The sequence below is a fragment of the Jeotgalibaca caeni genome (genome assembly GCF_028863945.1).
Classification (GTDB): Bacteria; Bacillota; Bacilli; order Lactobacillales; family Aerococcaceae; genus Jeotgalibaca; species Jeotgalibaca caeni.
In genome coordinates, this window is the sequence record NZ_JARBEA010000004.1 from 1 (window position 1) to 17,020 (window position 17,020).

Consider the following 17,020-nt stretch of genomic DNA (forward strand, 5'->3'; position numbering starts at 1 on the left):
AACACCTCCGACATAGTATTTGGTATTATACCATTCCGAAGGTGTTTTATATTGTCTCATTTATTTGTGTTAGTCTATAATTCAAATGGCAAAAGGGGCTTTCTTTAAAGAGGCTACAGTAGATGTGATGTCTCTAGTAATTAAGAATTCTTTTGAAAAATCAAAAGGAGACTATATAAGATTAGAAAGCTTCAAAGGGGATATGGAATTTCAAGGACTTAAGTTCAAAGAAATCATTAATAACAAGGAATCAAATTATATTTATAAAATCAAACAAGCAAAATTTGTAGATATTCCAGGAATGCCAATTGCTTATTGGGTTTCTAATACTTTGTTAGATGTTTTTAAGAAAAAAAAAGTTTATGACTTGTCAATTTCTTCAGGGCAAAATGTGACTAGTAATAATAATAGATTCGTAAGACATTTTTGGGAATTAGATCAAAAAAATATTGGAGTGACTAAGAAGTGGCTTCCTTATGCAAAGGGAGGAGGCTTTAGAAAATGGTATGGAAACATTATAGATGTAGTAGATTGGAGTGCTGAAGCGAGAGAGTTTTATAAAAAAAATTCGGCTTCAAGGATTATTTCAGAAGAATATTGGTATAGAAAAGCAATTACTTGGGGGTTAATTACGTCTAGTGTGCCAAGTTTCAGAGTGTTACCTCCAGACTCGACTTTTGACAAAGGAGGATCCTCAATATTTATTAAAGAAGAATCACACTTCAACTATTTATTAGCCGTTTTTAATTCGAATATATTTCCAAAGTTAGCAGAAATCATGAATCCTACTCTAAATTTCCAAGTTAAAGATGTAAGAGATATTCCTATTATTTTTGAGAATAATGAAAAAATAACAAAAATGGTCGACGAAACAATAGAGTTATCAAAACACGACTGGAATTCATATGAGCATTCCTATAAATTTAAAAAAAATCCACTAATTAAAATATTGAATGAAAAAAAGAAAAAACATGATACGAATCATATTACAATAGAAGCTTGTTATGAAGAATATAAAAAAGAGACGAATAATAATTTTTATCGATTGAAAGAATTAGAAGAAAAAATAAACAAACTCTTAATTGATGCATATAACTTAAATGATGAAATCAAACACTGGGTAAGTGAAAAAGATGTGACAGTTACAAAAGTGGTTGATGAAAAAAAAATCAAAGATAAGTTAAATTCCTTCTGTATGGATAAAAGAGAAGTGGTAGAAAGTTTTATAAGTTACATTGTAGGATGTCTTTTGGGTCGATATAATTCCAATTTAGACATAAATACAAATAAGGAGATAATTCATAACAACGATAAAGGAATCGATATTGAGGATGGAAAATTAGATGTTTTAATTATGTCTGACGCAGGATATTCTAATGCAAACCTAATAAACCAGTTTGTATTTTTTATTCAAGAGAAATTTGGTGAAAAATACTTAGAAAGCAATCTGAATTTTATTGCGGAATCTTTAAACAATCAAGGAACTACTTCGCGTGAAGTTATTGAGAATTATTTTCTTAACGATTTTTATAATGACCACGTGAAATATTTTAAAAAACGTCCAATTTATTGGCAGTATGACAGTGGAAAACAAAATGGATTTAAAGCGTTAGTTTATATGCATCGATATGATGAAGACACCACAGGTAAAGTAAGGGTAGAGTATTTACATCAGGTTCAAAGAGCATATGAAAGAACAATTGCGAATTTGCAAGAAGATATCATTCATACCAATGATGCAAAAGAAATTACTCAAATACAAAAACATATTGAAAAATTAACAAAACAACTAAAAGAATGCCGGGAGTATGATGAACGCCTAGGTCATATGGCATTAGAACGCGTAGCCATTGATTTGGACGATGGAGTAAAAGTGAACTATGAAAAAGTTCAAACCGACAGCAAAGGGAAATTCCATCAAATACTGGCTAAGATTTAATTATGGGAGGTGAAGAAGTGGCGCAGTTAAGTTTGACTCAAATATCCGACAAACTGAATGAAGAATTTAAGGGCGATTCACGAAAGATTGTGTTTTGGTATGACGACAAAGCGGAATTTGAAACAGATATCGAAGAGTTGGAGCTGGAGAAGGCAAACATTATTCGACTCACCAAATCAAACCTATTTCAAACAAAGATTCTGTTGGAGCGGACAGATATAGATGGAAACTACTTAGTGTACGCACCTTATCCCAAGCCACCTTCACGGGAAAATCATCTGGCGGATACAATAAAATATTCTAAAGAATTTTTTGCTGATCGTGCTTCTTTATTGATGATGGATTTGCAAGTTGAAGAAAAGTACAAAGTGGTTATTGAAAAACATATGAAGTTCTTTGGTGCCAAAGACCGTACTCAACGCTTTTATGACTTGGACTTGGATCACTATACGTCTACCACCATTGAAATAGGCATGATGAGTGTACTGGCAAAAACAAAAAATGCTACTTTTGAAGAGGTCCTGAGGACCATCCTGACAGAAGATGACATAGAAAACTCAACCATCCTTGAAGAGTTCAAAAAGTACCAACTAGACGAAGCTTTTTGGCGCTTGTGCAACCAAGAATATGGCTACATCGATGAAGAGCCAAGCGTTGTAAAGCTGTTGATGACTTTCTTTGTCACTTATACTTCAAGAACGATTGCAGGAGTCCTACCAGACTCCTTGCAACCGTATCTAGCAACGAAACCTGGAAGTGTGCTGGCCTTCATGGATCAAATGATGAACAGCGTCCGTTACCAAGAAAAGTTTGATGAACTTTCTGAAAAAACCTATCGTTTGATTCAAGGTGACAGAAATATTGCCGCATTGTCGGCTCAGGAAGTTATCCATTTGGATATATTCCAAATAGCCGATGAAGTTATCATTAAATGGATTATTGATCGTCTAGTAGCAGAGGACTTAAATGCGGAAATTGAAGGGACATCAATTCCTGAAATAACGAAGTATCGGGATACTAAACATTTTTCAAGAAGGTATTCAAATGACTACCACTTATTAAAGCATGCCTACTACTTGGTGAAAGCAGCTAACTTTGTTCCTGCAAATGACTTGATTTCATTAATCAAACAATACGATGAAGAAACGTATTTCATTGACACACACTATCGGAAGTTCTACTACTATTATGATAAGTTAAGAGACGTTCATCAGTATGATGACTTAAGAAATCTGGTTGAAAATATTTATACAAACCGGTATTTAGATGAAATCATTAAGAAGTTTAATGAGGAATTCTCTTACGATAAAGTGAGACAAGCCTTTAAATTACAAAAAGATTTTTACCGCAACTTTGTACATAATAATAGGGAACGAACAATTGTGATTATATCTGATGCTCTACGTTATGAAGTTGCTAAAGAACTCGTAAAGAAATTTCAGCGTGATGAGAAAACGTCTGCCACGATCGAACCTCAGATTGGTGTGCTGCCATCGTATACGCAGTTAGGGATGGCAGCTTTACTGCCACATAAAGAATTGAAAATAACTGAAGGATTTGAAGTTCAAATTGACGGGAAACCAACAAATACCTTAATTGCACGGGAAGAAATCTTGCAGGCTAGAGATCCGGATGCAATTTGTATCCAGTTTGACCGCTTGAAGCATATGAAACAGCAAGAGTTACGGGATACTTTCCAAGGGAAATCGGTTGTTTACATTTACCACAACCAAATTGATGGGCGTGGAGATACAGCTGTTTCTGAAGATGAGGTATTCCAGTCATGCGAAGAAGCGATAGCCGAGATATTTAATCTAGTGAAGCGTTTGACCACACAAGTCTCCGCAAGTAGTTTCATCGTCACGGCAGATCATGGCTTCATTTATAAACGTGACAAATTAAAAGAAGGCGCAAAAATTGATAAGTTCTATCAAAAAGAAGATCAGTTGAATCGCCGCTTTATCGTAACCGAGCATCCTTATGAAGAAGTAGGGACGAAAAAAATCCCTCTGAAAGATATCATTGATGAAGAGAACGAGCGGTATGTGGTCTATCCTGCAACTTCAAATGTGTTTAAGATGCCTGGTGGTGGACAAAATTATGTTCATGGTGGGTCTTCTCCACAAGAACTGCTTGTTCCGGTAGTACAAGTAAGAACGGAAAGAAAGTTTGTTGAAACAGAGAATGCGAAAATTCGCTTGATCAGTTCCTTGCAAAAAATAACGAGTTTGATTACTACGTTAGAATTTATTCAACCAGATCCAATTGGGAAAACAATCAAACCGGCTAGTTACAAGATTTCCTTTGTCGATGACAAGGGTAGCTTGATTTCTAATGAATATATTCATTTGGCGGATAGTAAGGAAGAAAATGCTTCCGAACGTATCTTCCGTCTACGGTTTAATTTGAAGAATCAGACCTATGATCGAACAGAGAAATACTACCTTGTGGCATCTGACGAGAAGACTGGTTTAGAAGTGATGCGACATGAAGTAATGATTGATATTGCTTTTGCAGGTGACTTTGGTTTCTAAGAAGTGATTGTGAAAAGTTGAGGTGAAGATGTGGCGATTACAGTAAAGGAAGATGGCAATAATCTTGCCACGATTAAACTGCTTTTGAACTTTCCAGGGAAAATAGTCCGTAAAGATTTAAACAAGAAAATCAAGGAAGGCGCCAATGTACCTGTTTACGTATTAGAATATTTACTTGGTATGTATTGCACCTCTACAGAAGAAGAGGACATTGAAGAAGGCGTGAAAACGGTCAAGAATATTTTAGCACAGAACTACGTTCGCCCAGATGAAGCACAAAAAATCATTTCCAAATTAAGAGAGACTGGAAGCTATACCGTCATAGATAAAATTTCGGTGAATCTCAATTATAAAGAAGATCTATATGAAGCGGAATTTTCTAATCTGGGAATTAAAGGCGTGCCGATTTCTGAATCTTATCCTTCAAATTATGAGCGTTTGTTAAGTGGCGGTATTTGGTGCATCGTTCAGATGGAGTATTTTTATGACGAAGCGGACAAACGCCGTAATCCATTTATTATTAATAAGTTAACTCCTATTCAGATGCCAGGTATTGATATGGACGAATTGAAAACCGGAAGAGAAAAATTTAGCGATGAAGAATGGATGGACGTAATTTTAAGAAGTACTGGGATGGAGCCGGACCAATTTACAAAACGTGAAAAGTGGCTCCATTTAGCGCGCTTGATTCCATTAGTGGAAAATAACTATAACTTCTGTGAGTTAGGCCCACGTGGAACTGGTAAATCTCATATTTATAAGGAAATCAGTCCGAACAGTATCTTGGTTTCTGGTGGCCAGACCACCGTAGCAAATTTATTTTACAACATGTCCAGCAGGCAAGTGGGACTGGTGGGAATGTGGGACTGTGTGGCCTTTGACGAGGTTGCCGGAATTACCTTTAAGGACAAAGATGGCATCCAGATTATGAAGGACTACATGGCTTCCGGTTCCTTTGCACGTGGGAAAGAAGAAAAAAATGCATCGGCTTCAATGGTTTTTGTCGGAAACATCAACCAGAGTGTGGATGCAATCTTAAAAACATCGCATCTTTTTGAACCATTCCCAGATGCAATCTTAAAAACATCGCATCTTTTTGAACCATTCCCAGATGCGATGGCAAATGATTCAGCCTTTTTTGATCGGATGCATTGTTACCTGCCTGGCTGGGAAATACCAAAATACCGTCCAAATTTCTTTACGAATGATTATGGTTTTATCACTGACTATCTATCTGAGGCTATACGCGAAATGCGCAAAATTTCTTATGCAGATGCGTATGATGCTCACTTCTCGCTTGGTGGGCAATTGAACCAACGTGATGTTATCGGTGTGAAGAAAACTGTTTCCGGCTTAGTCAAGTTGCTTTATCCAAATGGGCAGTTTAATAAAGACCAAATCGAAGAAATTTTGCGTTTTGCTTTGGAAATGCGCAGACGGGTAAAGGAACAGTTGAAAAAAATCGGCGGGATGGAATTTTACGATGTCAACTTCTCCTATATCGATAAAGAAACTTTTTCCGAAGAGTACGTTCCCGTCCCTGAACAAGGGGGCGGAACGCTTATTCCAGAAGGGATGAATAAACCAGGACATGTTTATACTGTATCCCGAGGCAAGAGCGGCATAATGGGTGTCTTTAAGCTCGAAACACAAATCACTGCTGGGAACGGCAAGTTCGAAAGGACTGGCCTGGGATCTAATTCAGAAGCAAAAGAAGCCATGGATACAGCTTTTAAGTACTTACGTGCGAATGGGAATACCATTAGCGGAAGCATTAGTACAATTACCAAAGATTACCTTGTAAATGTACAGGATATGAATGGGATTGGCATGACTAGCAATTTGACTTTGCCAACGTTGATTGCAATCTGTTCTGCCGCACTGGATAAGCCAGCAATTAATTCAGTGGTAGTATTAGGCGATTTGAGTATAGGTGGAACCATTATTAAAGTTGAAGAATTAGCGAATGTATTGCAAGTCTGTTTAGATTCGGGAGCGAAAAAGATTTTGCTTCCTCTCTCATCCGCGGCTGATTTAGGCACTGCTCCCGCTGAATTGATTGGTGCTTTTAATCTGATTTTTTATAGTAGTGCAGAGGATGCGGTGTTTAAGGTTTTGGGAGTGGAGTAATATGTATTAAGGCTGCTCGTCAGAGCAGCCTATTTAATATATGTATTGGAGGAAGGAAGTATTGCTAAGAGGTGAACTCGAAAGGTTAAGGATTAGATATCCAAAAAAAGCATTAGTGGGAACAATTGATTATTCGCATAATGACTACGTTCAATTAAGGAAAAGATTTGATAGCATTATTGTAAATCGCAATTCGCAGAACTTGTCTTTTTCTGAAAGAGCAGAAGCTATTGCGTTAGGATGCGTCTTATTTGCAGGCATTGAACACAACGATTCACAGTATTGGGAAGTGTTAGCAAATTACTTTCAAAAAACTGTGCCACAGCTTCGTGAAATTATAATACCGTATTTGAGACATTACTTTAGTGTGATGGGGTTACCAGTCTATTCTCGAACACGGAATGAGTATGTCGAGACTATCAAAATGCATGCCATTATACCCAATAATAAATTGGGGAGTGTTGTTCAAGCCTTTTACTTAATGTACATCAAAGATCTACGCCACGATGTTTCAAACGAAATGGTGCAGGAGTTAAACAGATTTCTATTAGAGCTATTTCAATCTAACTTTGAAGAAGAAAAAGTGCAAGATGACTTTCAAGGAAGCAAAATGTCTGAAATCCGTCAATTGCTGCCTATGTCATTCCAAAAAGCATATATTACAAATCCAAGAGCAGTCTCTAAGATTGTCCATGGATTTCTTCGCTATTTTGACTCTGTTTATCAGAAAGAACCTTACCAAGGGAGTTTACAAAAAAGATTCAAAATAGGTATTGATTAGGCAAACATTCTCTGCGTTACCTTCACCAACAAGGCAGCTGGGGATATGAAGCGCCGGGTAGCAGCACTGTTAAGTTCTGGCTACGACAACGACTTGATCACTACGTATCACGGCTTTTGGGTAGTGGGTTGCGGGAGTATGTCCACCGGTTCCAGTACCCGCGCCAATTCATCATCCTGGATAAGGAAGACCACAAGTGAATCTACGGCTACCTCCACATTACCATCTACCTCAGCTATTTCCTTGGTGCGAAAGTAAACCATAAGTGTGTGTACAGTTGATAAAGCTTGCGAGTTTGAAGGCAGTTAACCGTCGGTAACGGTACAACTATCGTCCCCACAAACCGACGCACGTAGCAGAAAACGTCCTAAACCGGGAATTCTGGAAGACATACCAGCCGATGGAAGCCTTCCTGACCGATGTTACAGAATTCCAGTACGGCGCGGTTTTCAAAGCCTATCTCAGTGCTATTCTGGATTACAGGGTGAATCAGATTGTGGACTATCAACTGTCGAAGCACAAAAACAACGCTCTGGTTCGGGCTACGATCCTTCAAATCAAGGACCAGATTATCCCAACCAAAACGTTATTGGATAGTGACCGCGGATTCCAGTATATCTCGCACGATTTCCCCAAGCTCGTGAAAGAGCAGAAGTTCCTCCCAGCATTCACCGGAAGGAGCCTGACTCATTGGCCCGATAGAGAACTTTTGGGGAATCATCAAGGAAGAGGTGTACCGCCTCAAAACCTATCCGAGTTTCAAGGAGCTGGAGCAGGATATCAAGTAGTAGATGACCTGCTACTACACCCGACTGGTGACTCAGAAGATGGGCTTAGGCATTCTGGCAGCATAAAAAAACCATGCATGACAAACGTCATACATGGCACAAATGATTTTGTTTATTTACCTGTCTACTGGGACAGGGGGCTGTTCACTATTTAGAACGCTTGGCTTTTTTGTGTAGCAAGGGATTAACCTTCATTCTTTTCTTTCTCAGCTTGTTCTTGCTTCTTCTTTTCTTCCTCTTGCTTTTTACGTGCTTCTTCTTGTTTTTTCTTTTCTTCAGCTAGTTTCTTTTGTTCCTCTGCCTTTTTCTTTTGGGCAGCTTCTTGTTTCTTCTTGTCTTCTGCATCTTTTGCTTTTTTAGCAGTAGGATTCCAGAAGAGAGTTTTCAGGTCGTTATCGTTAGCTCCTGGTACAAAATCATACGTGATCGCACGAGGTGGGTTATCCGCTTTGAACAAGTCTGTTGCTTTCTGTCCATCTACTGTAACGGCTGTGTTTGTTCCTGGAATAGTAACCTTTCCTGGTAAAGTACCTGTACTTTCCACGTATTGGGCTTCGATAATTCCTTCTGGTTGCGGATGAGTTTCATTTACACCAAGTACTTCAGGGTTAGCTGTATGAACTTTATTGGCGATTGTTGCCCACCATTGCATGTTATTCAAAGAAGGTCCTCCTGTGAAATAGGGGTCATAGAAGGTATGTTTAGCTGCAAAGTTATTATATCCAATCCACGTACTCATCGTAACTTTTGGCGTACTTGCGATAAACCAATAGTTGTCGTTAAATTCAGAAGTACCGGTTTTAGCAGCTAAATCTGCATCAAAATTCAAATAACCTTTGATGTTACGTGAAAAGCCTTGATCGACTACATCACGAAGGATGTCTACTGTTAAGTAAGCAGTTTGAGGAGAGAAAACATCGCGTTTTGGTTCCTCGTGCTGATAAACAATATTTCCGTCTTTATCTTCAATCTTTTCGATTAAGTAAGAAGGTACATACTGTCCTTGGTTGGCGAAGGTCGCGAATGCGGTCGTTTGTTCTTGAACCGTCGCGTTTCCAGCACCCAAAGAGAAGGCGGGAACGGTCTTTGTATCGTCTATGTATTCAAAATCCATCATGTCCATAAATTTATATGGTTCGGATCCATTCTCCAGCATTTCAATATACAACTTCGCTGTAGGGTTATTCATGGATTGATACAGCGCTTCTCTTGCAGTAACTAATTTATTGGAAATGATATTTCCAACGTTCGATACTTGCCATGGAGTGCCATCTTCTGTATATTTCGCAGTTTCAGGTCCCATTGGCGAGTCCGCCAAACGAGTAGCAGGAGAAATCAAATTCATTTCAATCGCTGGTGCATAAACTGCTAATGGTTTAATAGTGGAAGCTACTGATCGAGGTGTATCAAAAGCATGGTCATTTTGGTCTACAGAGAAGTCTACTCCTCCAATGAAACCAAGAATTCTTCCAGTCTCGTTTTCTAACAGAACACTACCAGTTTGTGCTAATTCTAAAATCTCAGTAGTTTCTCCGGTTTCAGGGTCGGTATAAATATCCGTATAGCTTGGTCCAAGATTTGGAGCATATTCGCCAACTGCTTCTTGCATGGCATTGTAAATGGTTTTATCGATTGTCGAATAAACTTTGTATCCACTTGTATTCAAAAGATTTTGGTTGCGGAAATAGTAATCATTATACAAGTCCACATCTGCATCAATCTGGTCAAATGTGAGACCGTTCTGTTCTGCTTCCAATGTCATCAAAATCTCAATGGTTTGTTTTTCCACTTGTTGGTACAAGAAGTTGTGACGATCTTGGTTCGGATCTTTTGCATCAATGAAATCTTGGGTAATATCATAGTCCATTGCTGCTTGATATTCTTCTTCAGTAATTTTTTGTTCTTCAAACATCCGGGTCAATACAGTCTTCATCCGCGCAATTCCGTCCGAGAAGTCTTCATTTTTCTCTCCATATACCGAGTAAGGGGTATACACATATGGATTTTGCGGGAGCCCGACTAGAAAGGCTGCTTGAGGAAGGGTTACATCTTTTGAGCTGACTCCAAATATTCCTTGAGCCGCTTCTTCAATCCCAGCAATATTTGCTCCACTGCTATTACGGCCAAAAGGGGAGACATTTAAGTACGCGGTAATGATGTCTTCTTTATCAAAGTAGTTTTCTAAACGCATTGCCAATAAGATTTCATTCACTTTTCTTGAGAAGGTTACTTCATCGGTCAACAACTGTTGCTTAATTAATTGTTGCGTTAAAGTGGAACCACCTGTTGTTTCACCCATTCCCGTTAACTCGGTAATGAGGGCTCGTAGGATGGCCTTTGGCACCACGCCATTATGCTCATAAAAGTACTCGTCTTCTGTAGAAACCAGTGCATCTACGACAACTTGACTGATTTGATCTCGTTGTGTCACCGTTCGTTGCAAGTCGGTTCGAACTTCAGAAATCAACTCTCCATTGTTATAGTGAAGGCTCGATACTAATTCGACATTGCCGATTGCTTGCGCCATTTCCATCTCGGAAGGGGGCGTCTCTTCTGAAACGAGTGCAGCAAAATAACCCATTCCTGTCCCTAAACCTAAAAAGGCTATGAGGCTTAAGAGAACAACAAGGGTAACCACCGTTGTGCGGACAACACCGTAAGCAATATTAAAACCATACAGGCCTTTCGTTAAAATTGTTTTCGGGAGACCATTTTTTTGGTGCCTTCTTGCAGAACGCTTTACTTTGTCGAATTGATTATGAGTTTGTTGCTCGAACTGATGAGCGGACCTTTTTGTCTTCGAAACATTTTTGTCGCTAAATAACTGCTTAAAAAACATTGAAACTTTGGAATAGAATTTATTGAAGAAACTCTTGATTTGTGTAAGAATTCCATTCAAGTTTTTTCCATTTGAATTGTTCATTTCATCCCTCTTTCTGATTCCATAGTCGCAAGTATTATACCAAAAATTGGAAGTCAATACTATCAAGTGCTCCTAATGATACAAAAAAGAAATCAGTATGTAACACTGATTTCTTTTTATAGGATATTATTGAACTTCTTGTGTTTGAAAGTTTTCTTGAGCAATACGAGCTAAACGTTCATTTACTTCTTCTTCAGACAAACCATGTTCAAGCACATAGCGATTATCATCTGCTACACGACATTCATGACAACAGCCGCGTAAATACTTGTGCTCATTTTCTTCTGTACATAACATTTGGCGGTTACAGGTTGGATTGCCACAGTTCACGTAACGCTCGCAAGGGGAACCGTCAAACCAATCGCGTCCAACAACCACATGTTCCACTTGATTGATGTCAACCGCAATCCGTTCATCAAAGACGTACATTTTTCCATCCCATAGTTCGCCTTTCACTTCAGGATCTTTTCCGTATGTAGCGATTCCGCCATGAAGTTGACCCACATCTTGGAATCCTTCTTTTACAAGCCAGCCAGAGAATTTCTCACAACGAATTCCACCTGTACAGTAGGTAACGACACGCTTATCCATGAATTTTTCTTTGTTATCACGAATCCATTCTGGTAATTCCCGGAAGCTGCGGATATCAGGACGCACGGCACCGCGGAAGTGTCCCAAATCATATTCATAGTCATTTCGTGCATCAATTACGACTGTATTCTCGTCTTGTAATGCTTCTTTGAATTCTTTAGGGGACAGGTATTGGCCTGTTACTTCATTTGGATTCAAATCTTCTTCACCTAATTGCAAGGTAACGATTTCTGGGCGGTAACGGACAAACATTTTTTTGAAAGCATGTCCTTCCGCTTCATCCATTTTCCACATAATGTCATTGAAACGTGGATCTTCTTTCATATGTGCCATGTATGCATCCGTTTGTTCGAGTGTGCCCGACAAAGTTCCATTGATTCCTTCTCCAGAAATCAAAATTCTTCCCTTAATACCTAACTCTTTACAAAATTTCAAATGTTGTTGTGTAAATACTTCAGGGTCTTTAATTTCTACGTATTTGTAAAATAGTAGAACACGATAATCACTTGCCATTATTATTTCCTCCGTTCACTTGTGTTCTCAACTATTTATTATACAACGAAAAAAAGCAGCTGGCTATGGTTTCATTTGCGAAGAATGCAGGGCATGGTACAATCTAAAAAAGATTGATGGAAATGAGGTTGCAGTCATGGGGATATGTCGGGTCATTATTAATCCTTCTTCCGGAAAAGCAAACATCATGCAAGCCGTTCCTTTTCTTAAGGAATCTTTCGAAGGGAAATACGAAGCAGTGGAGTTTTCGTTTACGGAAAAGGGAGGCGATGCTCTGCTTTTTGCGAAACAAGCCTGCGAAGCAGGATATGAAGCGATTATTTGTGCAGGCGGAGATGGAACCGTTCGGGAAGTCGTGAATGGACTGATGCAAGGAGGAGCTGAGACTACGTTAGGAATTCTGCCGACAGGAACCGTTAATGATGTCGCACGTAGCTTATCGATTCCGCTAGAACTTACAGCGGCAGTTCGTTTTCTCCTAGAAGCAAAACATCAAAAAATGGATGTAGGTAAAGTAAACCAAGAATACTTCATTTCATTGATTGCAATCGGTGGGATTCCAGAAGCCATTCACCGTGTCAGTATAGCGGCCAAGACAAAGTGGGGAATTCTTTCCTATTTAGGAAATGGTGCTTGGTACGCATTGAGACAAAAATCGTTTTTCCTGACAGCTCTGTTGAATGGGGAAAAACGAAGAGTCCGTACATCGCTAGTCGTTGTTTCCTTACAAAATTCAGTAGCGGGCATGAAAAAGTTCTTTGAGGGAGCCACACCTTTTGACGGAAGAATGCGGATCATGCTCTATCCTCCTTTTAAGTTCTTCGGAGCAGCAAAATACGTTTCAAAAATTATTCTTGGAACAATTGGAAGGGACAAAAATATTACCGTTGTTCCGTTTGAAACAGCTGAATTACAAGTAGAAGAAGAATTACCGATAACCATTGATGGAGATCAAGCAGGCCAATTTCCTTTGCATATCGAAATCATTCCGCAGGCAATATCTGTGTACGCGTCTAAATAAAAATGAAGAATAAAAAAGAGGCAGGGACTGTGTCCTGCCTCTTTTTGTTCTTATACATACTTCTCTGTTAGTTCCAAGAAGCTTGCAGCATCAGCTGCCATAATTTCTAGACCTTGCTTCCAGAAATCTTCTTGAGTGATGTCTTTTCCAAGATGTTTCATTACGAGGTCTTCCGTCTTCATTACTGCCGTGTCTCTTAGAAGGGCCATGTATTTTTCTTCAAAGCCTTCCGGTTGTTTTTGGTACTCAGCAAAAATGCTTAAGCTGAATAGGAAACCAAATGTATACGGGAAGTTGTAGAAGGAAACGCCGTCAATGAAGAAGTGTAATTTAGAAGCCCAGAAATGCGGATGATACTCGCTCAAACGATCCTGATACGCTTCTTTTTGTGCAGCTTCCATTAATTCAGAAATCCGTTCTGCTGAAACCAATCCCTTTTGTCTTTCTGCATAGAAAGAAGTTTCAAACAAGAAACGAGCATGAATATTCAAGAACATTGCCGTTGCATTTTCCAATTTCGTATTCAAAAGAGAGATTTTTTCTTCCTCAGAAGAGGCTGCTTCAACTGTTGCGCTTGCAACCAATGTTTCTGCAAAAGTAGATGCAGTTTCCGCAACGTTCATCGCATACTTCGTGTTCATGCGTGGTAAATCCCACATCGTGTAACTATGGAAAGCATGACCAATTTCATGTGCGAGGGTACTCATGTCACTTGCTGATCCAGTAAAGGTCATGAAGATACGAGACTCTTTGGATTCTGGCAAGCCAGTACAGTAACCTCCTGGACGTTTACCAGGACGATCCTCGGCTTCGACCCAACGATTATCGACTACTTTTTGGGCAAAATCAGCTAGGGTAGGACCAAATTTAGCGAAGTTTTCTACAATAAAGTCCACTGCTTCATCATAAGTAAAGGTTTTGGCTTCGAAGTCCCCAACTGAAACAGGAGCATCAACATCATACCAAGCCACTTTTTCTTTCCCCATCATGGCAGCTTTCCGGTCTAAGAAATCTAGGAAGGGTTTCTTATTTGCAGAGATGGCATTCCACATGGCATCCAGGGTTTCTTTTTGAATTCGGTTATAGCGCAAAGGTTTCTCCATGAAGTCATGTACGCCGTGTAACTTATAGTCAGCCAATCGGAATCCTTGTAAATGATTCAATGTATCCGCAAACAATGGAGCGTAATGAGACCAAGCCTTTTCCCATTCATCAAAGATTTGTTTTCTAACTGCTGGATCTGGATCAGAATACATCCGGTTCATCGCTTGACCTGCTGAGAGTTCTTGGACATTTCCATCTTTGTCTGTTACTGGAATCTTGATATAGGTTACTAAAGTGTCGTAGTGATCACTCCATGCGTTAAACCCATCAGGAGATACGGTAGAAAGGATGGCTTCTTCTTTTTCGCTGAGAAGCTGGGCGCCGTTCTCTCTTGTTTCCGTCAAAGCAAAACGTAACTCCTCAAATGCCGGTTGAGAAACAAGTGCTTCGAAGTCTTCATCTGTGATAGCAGCTAACTTCTTCATGATAGAAGTTTGGATGATGGCGTACTTGCTTCTTAATTGAGAAATTTGATCTCGGACAACTGGAGCGTGTGAATTAGTCACGTCCGTGGAAAGAACGGCATTAATAAAGCTGCCCGCTTGAGACAGTCCATTCGTGATGATTTCACTCATTTGAAGAAGTGATTGGAACGTCTGATACGTTGGTTGATCCGTAGCTGGATTCCACTGTTCATTTACGTCATCATACTCCTTGAGCAGGTTTTCCATTTCTTGTAATTTTGCTTGTAGCTCTGGGGAATGGCTGCCACCTGGAAAGATGGACTCCAAATCCCATGTTAGTGAATACTTCATAGTTGAACATCCTTTCAAAACCTATTCTTTATTTGGCCACTCGCTCACTGCAATGAGGATGACTTTCTCAATTTTAAAGGAAGCAAGCAAAAAAGGCAAAAGGAATTGATAAGGAATTGCACAAAGTACGATTAATTGCTAAAATATGTAAGTGAATAAAACTTAGAGAAGAGGGATTGAATGGCTGGACATTCAAAATGGAGTAAGATTAAGAATTCTAAAGGTGCGGCAGACCAACAACGTGGGAAAATTTTCCAAAAATTTTCTAAAGAAATTTACATGGCTGCAAAAAGTGGTGGACCTGATCCCTCGTCCAATCCAGCATTACGCCTAAAAATTGATAAAGCAAAAGCAGCGAATATGCCAAATGATAATATTAACCGAGCAATCAAAAAAGCAACTTCTGCTGGTGAAGGTGAAAACTACGAAGAAGTAACATATGAAGGATACGGTCCAAATGGTGCTGCAGTTCTCGTTGAAACATTAACGGATAACCGGAACCGGACGGCAACGAATATTCGAGTAGCTTTCAATAAAAATGGCGGTTCATTAGGCGAATCTGGTTCGGTAGCATATATGTTCGAGCGTAAGGGATACATTGCGATTGAAAGAGAAGACTTAGATACCGATGAAGATACAATGTTAATGAGTGTCTTAGAAGCAGGCGGAGAAGAGTTGGAAACGAGTGAAGATGTATTTGAAATTTATACCGATCCATCTGACCTTGGAGCAGTGCGTGATGCCTTAGAAGCAGAGGGATACACATTGGCTCAAGCTGAAATAACCCTCATTCCCCAAACAATGGTGGACTTGGATACGGATAAGGAAGCAATCTTCCGTACCATGCTTGAAAAATTAGAAGACGACGATGATGTGCAAGAGGTTTACCACAACGTAACATTATCAGAAGAATAAAAAAGATAAGAGCGGCATTGGGATTTTATCCAATGCCGCTCTTTTTTGTTATTTCGATGCTATATTTTCTCCGGTCTCAATGAACTCATTCGTTTTATGTTGTTGTTCTTCATCAGCCAAGATATAGGAGAAGCCTTCTCCTGCTACCGTTTGAACCTCGCTTATGACGACAAACGCCAGAGGGTCAATATGAGTGATCAATCGGTTCAGTGGCATAATCTGTTGTCGGTTCACCACAACCATTACTACTTTTTTATCATCTCGTTGATAATATCCTTGTGCATAGAAATAAGTAATACCGCGTCCAATCACCCGGTCAATTTCAGCAGCGATCTCTGCATGCTTCTCGGAAATAATAATAACTGATTTCTTTGGATTGAAACCTTCTAACACAAAGTTTAGTACCTTTGTCTGCACATATAAGTGAACAACCGTTAATACTACATTTTCGAGGCCAATAATAAAAATCGATGGCATGACAATAAAGAAATCAAGTACGACTAGAGCAGCACTTGTACTCCAGCCTAGATACTTATTCATAATAAGAGCAATAATATCAGTTCCAGCTGTTGAGCCGCCTGCCTGCATAATAATACCGATTCCGAGCCCAACAAATGCACCCGAACAAAGCGGTGCCAAAATCGCTACATCCATTTCATAACTCCAGCTATCCGTTAGTTGAAGAAAAATAGAACTCATCACTGTAGCGAAAATAGTGAGCCGCATTGTTTTCCGTTCTAAGTAGCGATAACCGATCAGTAAGATGACTCCATTTAGAATGATCGTTGAAACTGAAACAGGTAACTTGAATAGATAATAAATCATCAATCCAATCCCCGTAACGCCACCTTCTCCTAGTTGATTAGGAATAGAGAATGTGTTGATTGCGATGGAGAAGAGAAACGCTCCAATAATACACATGATAATCGAACGAATAGTCTCCTTCATGTTTAAACCTCCTTTTCATTTTATCCCGCATCATTATACCAAATAATTTATTTTAAAAAAATTCATTTTATAAAAAGG

At 39.2% G+C, this 17,020-nt stretch carries 12 protein-coding genes; 8 read left to right on the forward strand and 4 right to left on the reverse strand.

Features of this window, described 5'->3' with window-relative positions:
- The first annotated feature begins 85 nt into the window (after positions 1–85).
- From pglX to PVE40_RS01230, 6 genes are all read left to right on the forward strand, one after another.
- Positions 86–1,939: a BREX-1 system adenine-specific DNA-methyltransferase PglX gene (pglX, locus tag PVE40_RS01210; RefSeq protein WP_274730040.1), complete on the forward strand. Its 1,854-nt coding sequence runs from the start codon at positions 86–88 to the stop codon at positions 1,937–1,939.
- A 17-nt stretch (positions 1,940–1,956) separates the two neighbouring features.
- Positions 1,957–4,473, forward strand: a complete 2,517-nt coding sequence (pglZ, locus tag PVE40_RS01215; RefSeq protein WP_274730041.1) for a BREX-1 system phosphatase PglZ type A — start codon at positions 1,957–1,959, stop codon at positions 4,471–4,473.
- 30 nt (positions 4,474–4,503) lie between these two features.
- Entirely contained in the window at positions 4,504–6,603 is a 2,100-nt protein-coding gene (gene brxL, locus PVE40_RS01220) for a BREX system Lon protease-like protein BrxL (protein ID WP_274730042.1), read from the forward strand.
- A gap of 61 nt (positions 6,604–6,664) precedes the next feature.
- Positions 6,665–7,384 carry a hypothetical protein gene (locus PVE40_RS01225; RefSeq protein WP_274730043.1) on the forward strand — a complete coding sequence of 240 codons (720 nt, stop codon included), beginning with the start codon at positions 6,665–6,667 and terminating at the stop codon, positions 7,382–7,384.
- A gap of 6 nt (positions 7,385–7,390) precedes the next feature.
- On the forward strand, positions 7,391–7,642 hold the full coding sequence (locus PVE40_RS12960) for a UvrD-helicase domain-containing protein (protein ID WP_420828503.1): 252 nt from the start codon (positions 7,391–7,393) through the stop codon (positions 7,640–7,642).
- Between the two features lie 226 nt (positions 7,643–7,868).
- On the forward strand, positions 7,869–8,327 hold the full coding sequence (locus PVE40_RS01230; RefSeq protein ID WP_274730044.1) for a hypothetical protein: 459 nt from the start codon (positions 7,869–7,871) through the stop codon (positions 8,325–8,327).
- 29 nt (positions 8,328–8,356) lie between these two features.
- Here the strand turns inward: PVE40_RS01230 and PVE40_RS01235 are convergent, their stop codons facing one another.
- Both PVE40_RS01235 and trhO read right to left on the reverse strand, forming a co-directional pair.
- Positions 8,357–11,095, reverse strand: coding sequence for a transglycosylase domain-containing protein (locus PVE40_RS01235; RefSeq protein WP_274730045.1), 2,739 nt, complete (start codon positions 11,093–11,095; stop codon positions 8,357–8,359).
- Positions 11,096–11,221: 126 nt separating this feature from the next.
- On the reverse strand, positions 11,222–12,199 hold the full coding sequence (gene trhO / locus PVE40_RS01240; protein WP_274730046.1) for an oxygen-dependent tRNA uridine(34) hydroxylase TrhO: 978 nt from the start codon (positions 12,197–12,199) through the stop codon (positions 11,222–11,224).
- Positions 12,200–12,335: 136 nt separating this feature from the next.
- Here trhO and PVE40_RS01245 point away from each other — a divergent pair, with 136 nt between their 5' ends.
- Positions 12,336–13,220 (forward strand): diacylglycerol/lipid kinase family protein, encoded by an 885-nt coding sequence (locus PVE40_RS01245; protein WP_274730047.1) that lies wholly within the window; start codon positions 12,336–12,338, stop codon positions 13,218–13,220.
- A 50-nt stretch (positions 13,221–13,270) separates the two neighbouring features.
- On the opposite strand, the gene PVE40_RS01250 is transcribed toward PVE40_RS01245, so the two are convergent.
- On the reverse strand, positions 13,271–15,079 hold the full coding sequence (locus tag PVE40_RS01250; protein WP_274730048.1) for a M3 family oligoendopeptidase: 1,809 nt from the start codon (positions 15,077–15,079) through the stop codon (positions 13,271–13,273).
- A gap of 180 nt (positions 15,080–15,259) precedes the next feature.
- Here PVE40_RS01250 and PVE40_RS01255 point away from each other — a divergent pair, with 180 nt between their 5' ends.
- Entirely contained in the window at positions 15,260–15,994 is a 735-nt protein-coding gene (locus tag PVE40_RS01255; protein ID WP_274730049.1) for a YebC/PmpR family DNA-binding transcriptional regulator, read from the forward strand.
- A gap of 48 nt (positions 15,995–16,042) precedes the next feature.
- Here PVE40_RS01255 and PVE40_RS01260 read toward each other — a convergent pair whose 3' ends face one another.
- Positions 16,043–16,942 (reverse strand): YitT family protein, encoded by a 900-nt coding sequence (locus PVE40_RS01260; protein ID WP_274730050.1) that lies wholly within the window; start codon positions 16,940–16,942, stop codon positions 16,043–16,045.
- Positions 16,943–17,020 lie beyond the last annotated feature (78 nt).

Coding starts and splice junctions, on each gene's coding strand:
- pglX (WP_274730040.1), top strand. CDS start 86: ATGGCAAAAGGGGCTTTCTTTAAAGAGGCTACAGTAGATGTGATGTCT.
- PVE40_RS01235 (WP_274730045.1), bottom strand. CDS start 11,095: ATGAACAATTCAAATGGAAAAAACTTGAATGGAATTCTTACACAAATC.
- trhO (WP_274730046.1), bottom strand. CDS start 12,199: ATGGCAAGTGATTATCGTGTTCTACTATTTTACAAATACGTAGAAATT.
- PVE40_RS01245 (WP_274730047.1), top strand. CDS start 12,336: ATGGGGATATGTCGGGTCATTATTAATCCTTCTTCCGGAAAAGCAAAC.
- PVE40_RS01250 (WP_274730048.1), bottom strand. CDS start 15,079: ATGAAGTATTCACTAACATGGGATTTGGAGTCCATCTTTCCAGGTGGC.
- PVE40_RS01255 (WP_274730049.1), top strand. CDS start 15,260: ATGGCTGGACATTCAAAATGGAGTAAGATTAAGAATTCTAAAGGTGCG.
- PVE40_RS01260 (WP_274730050.1), bottom strand. CDS start 16,942: ATGAAGGAGACTATTCGTTCGATTATCATGTGTATTATTGGAGCGTTT.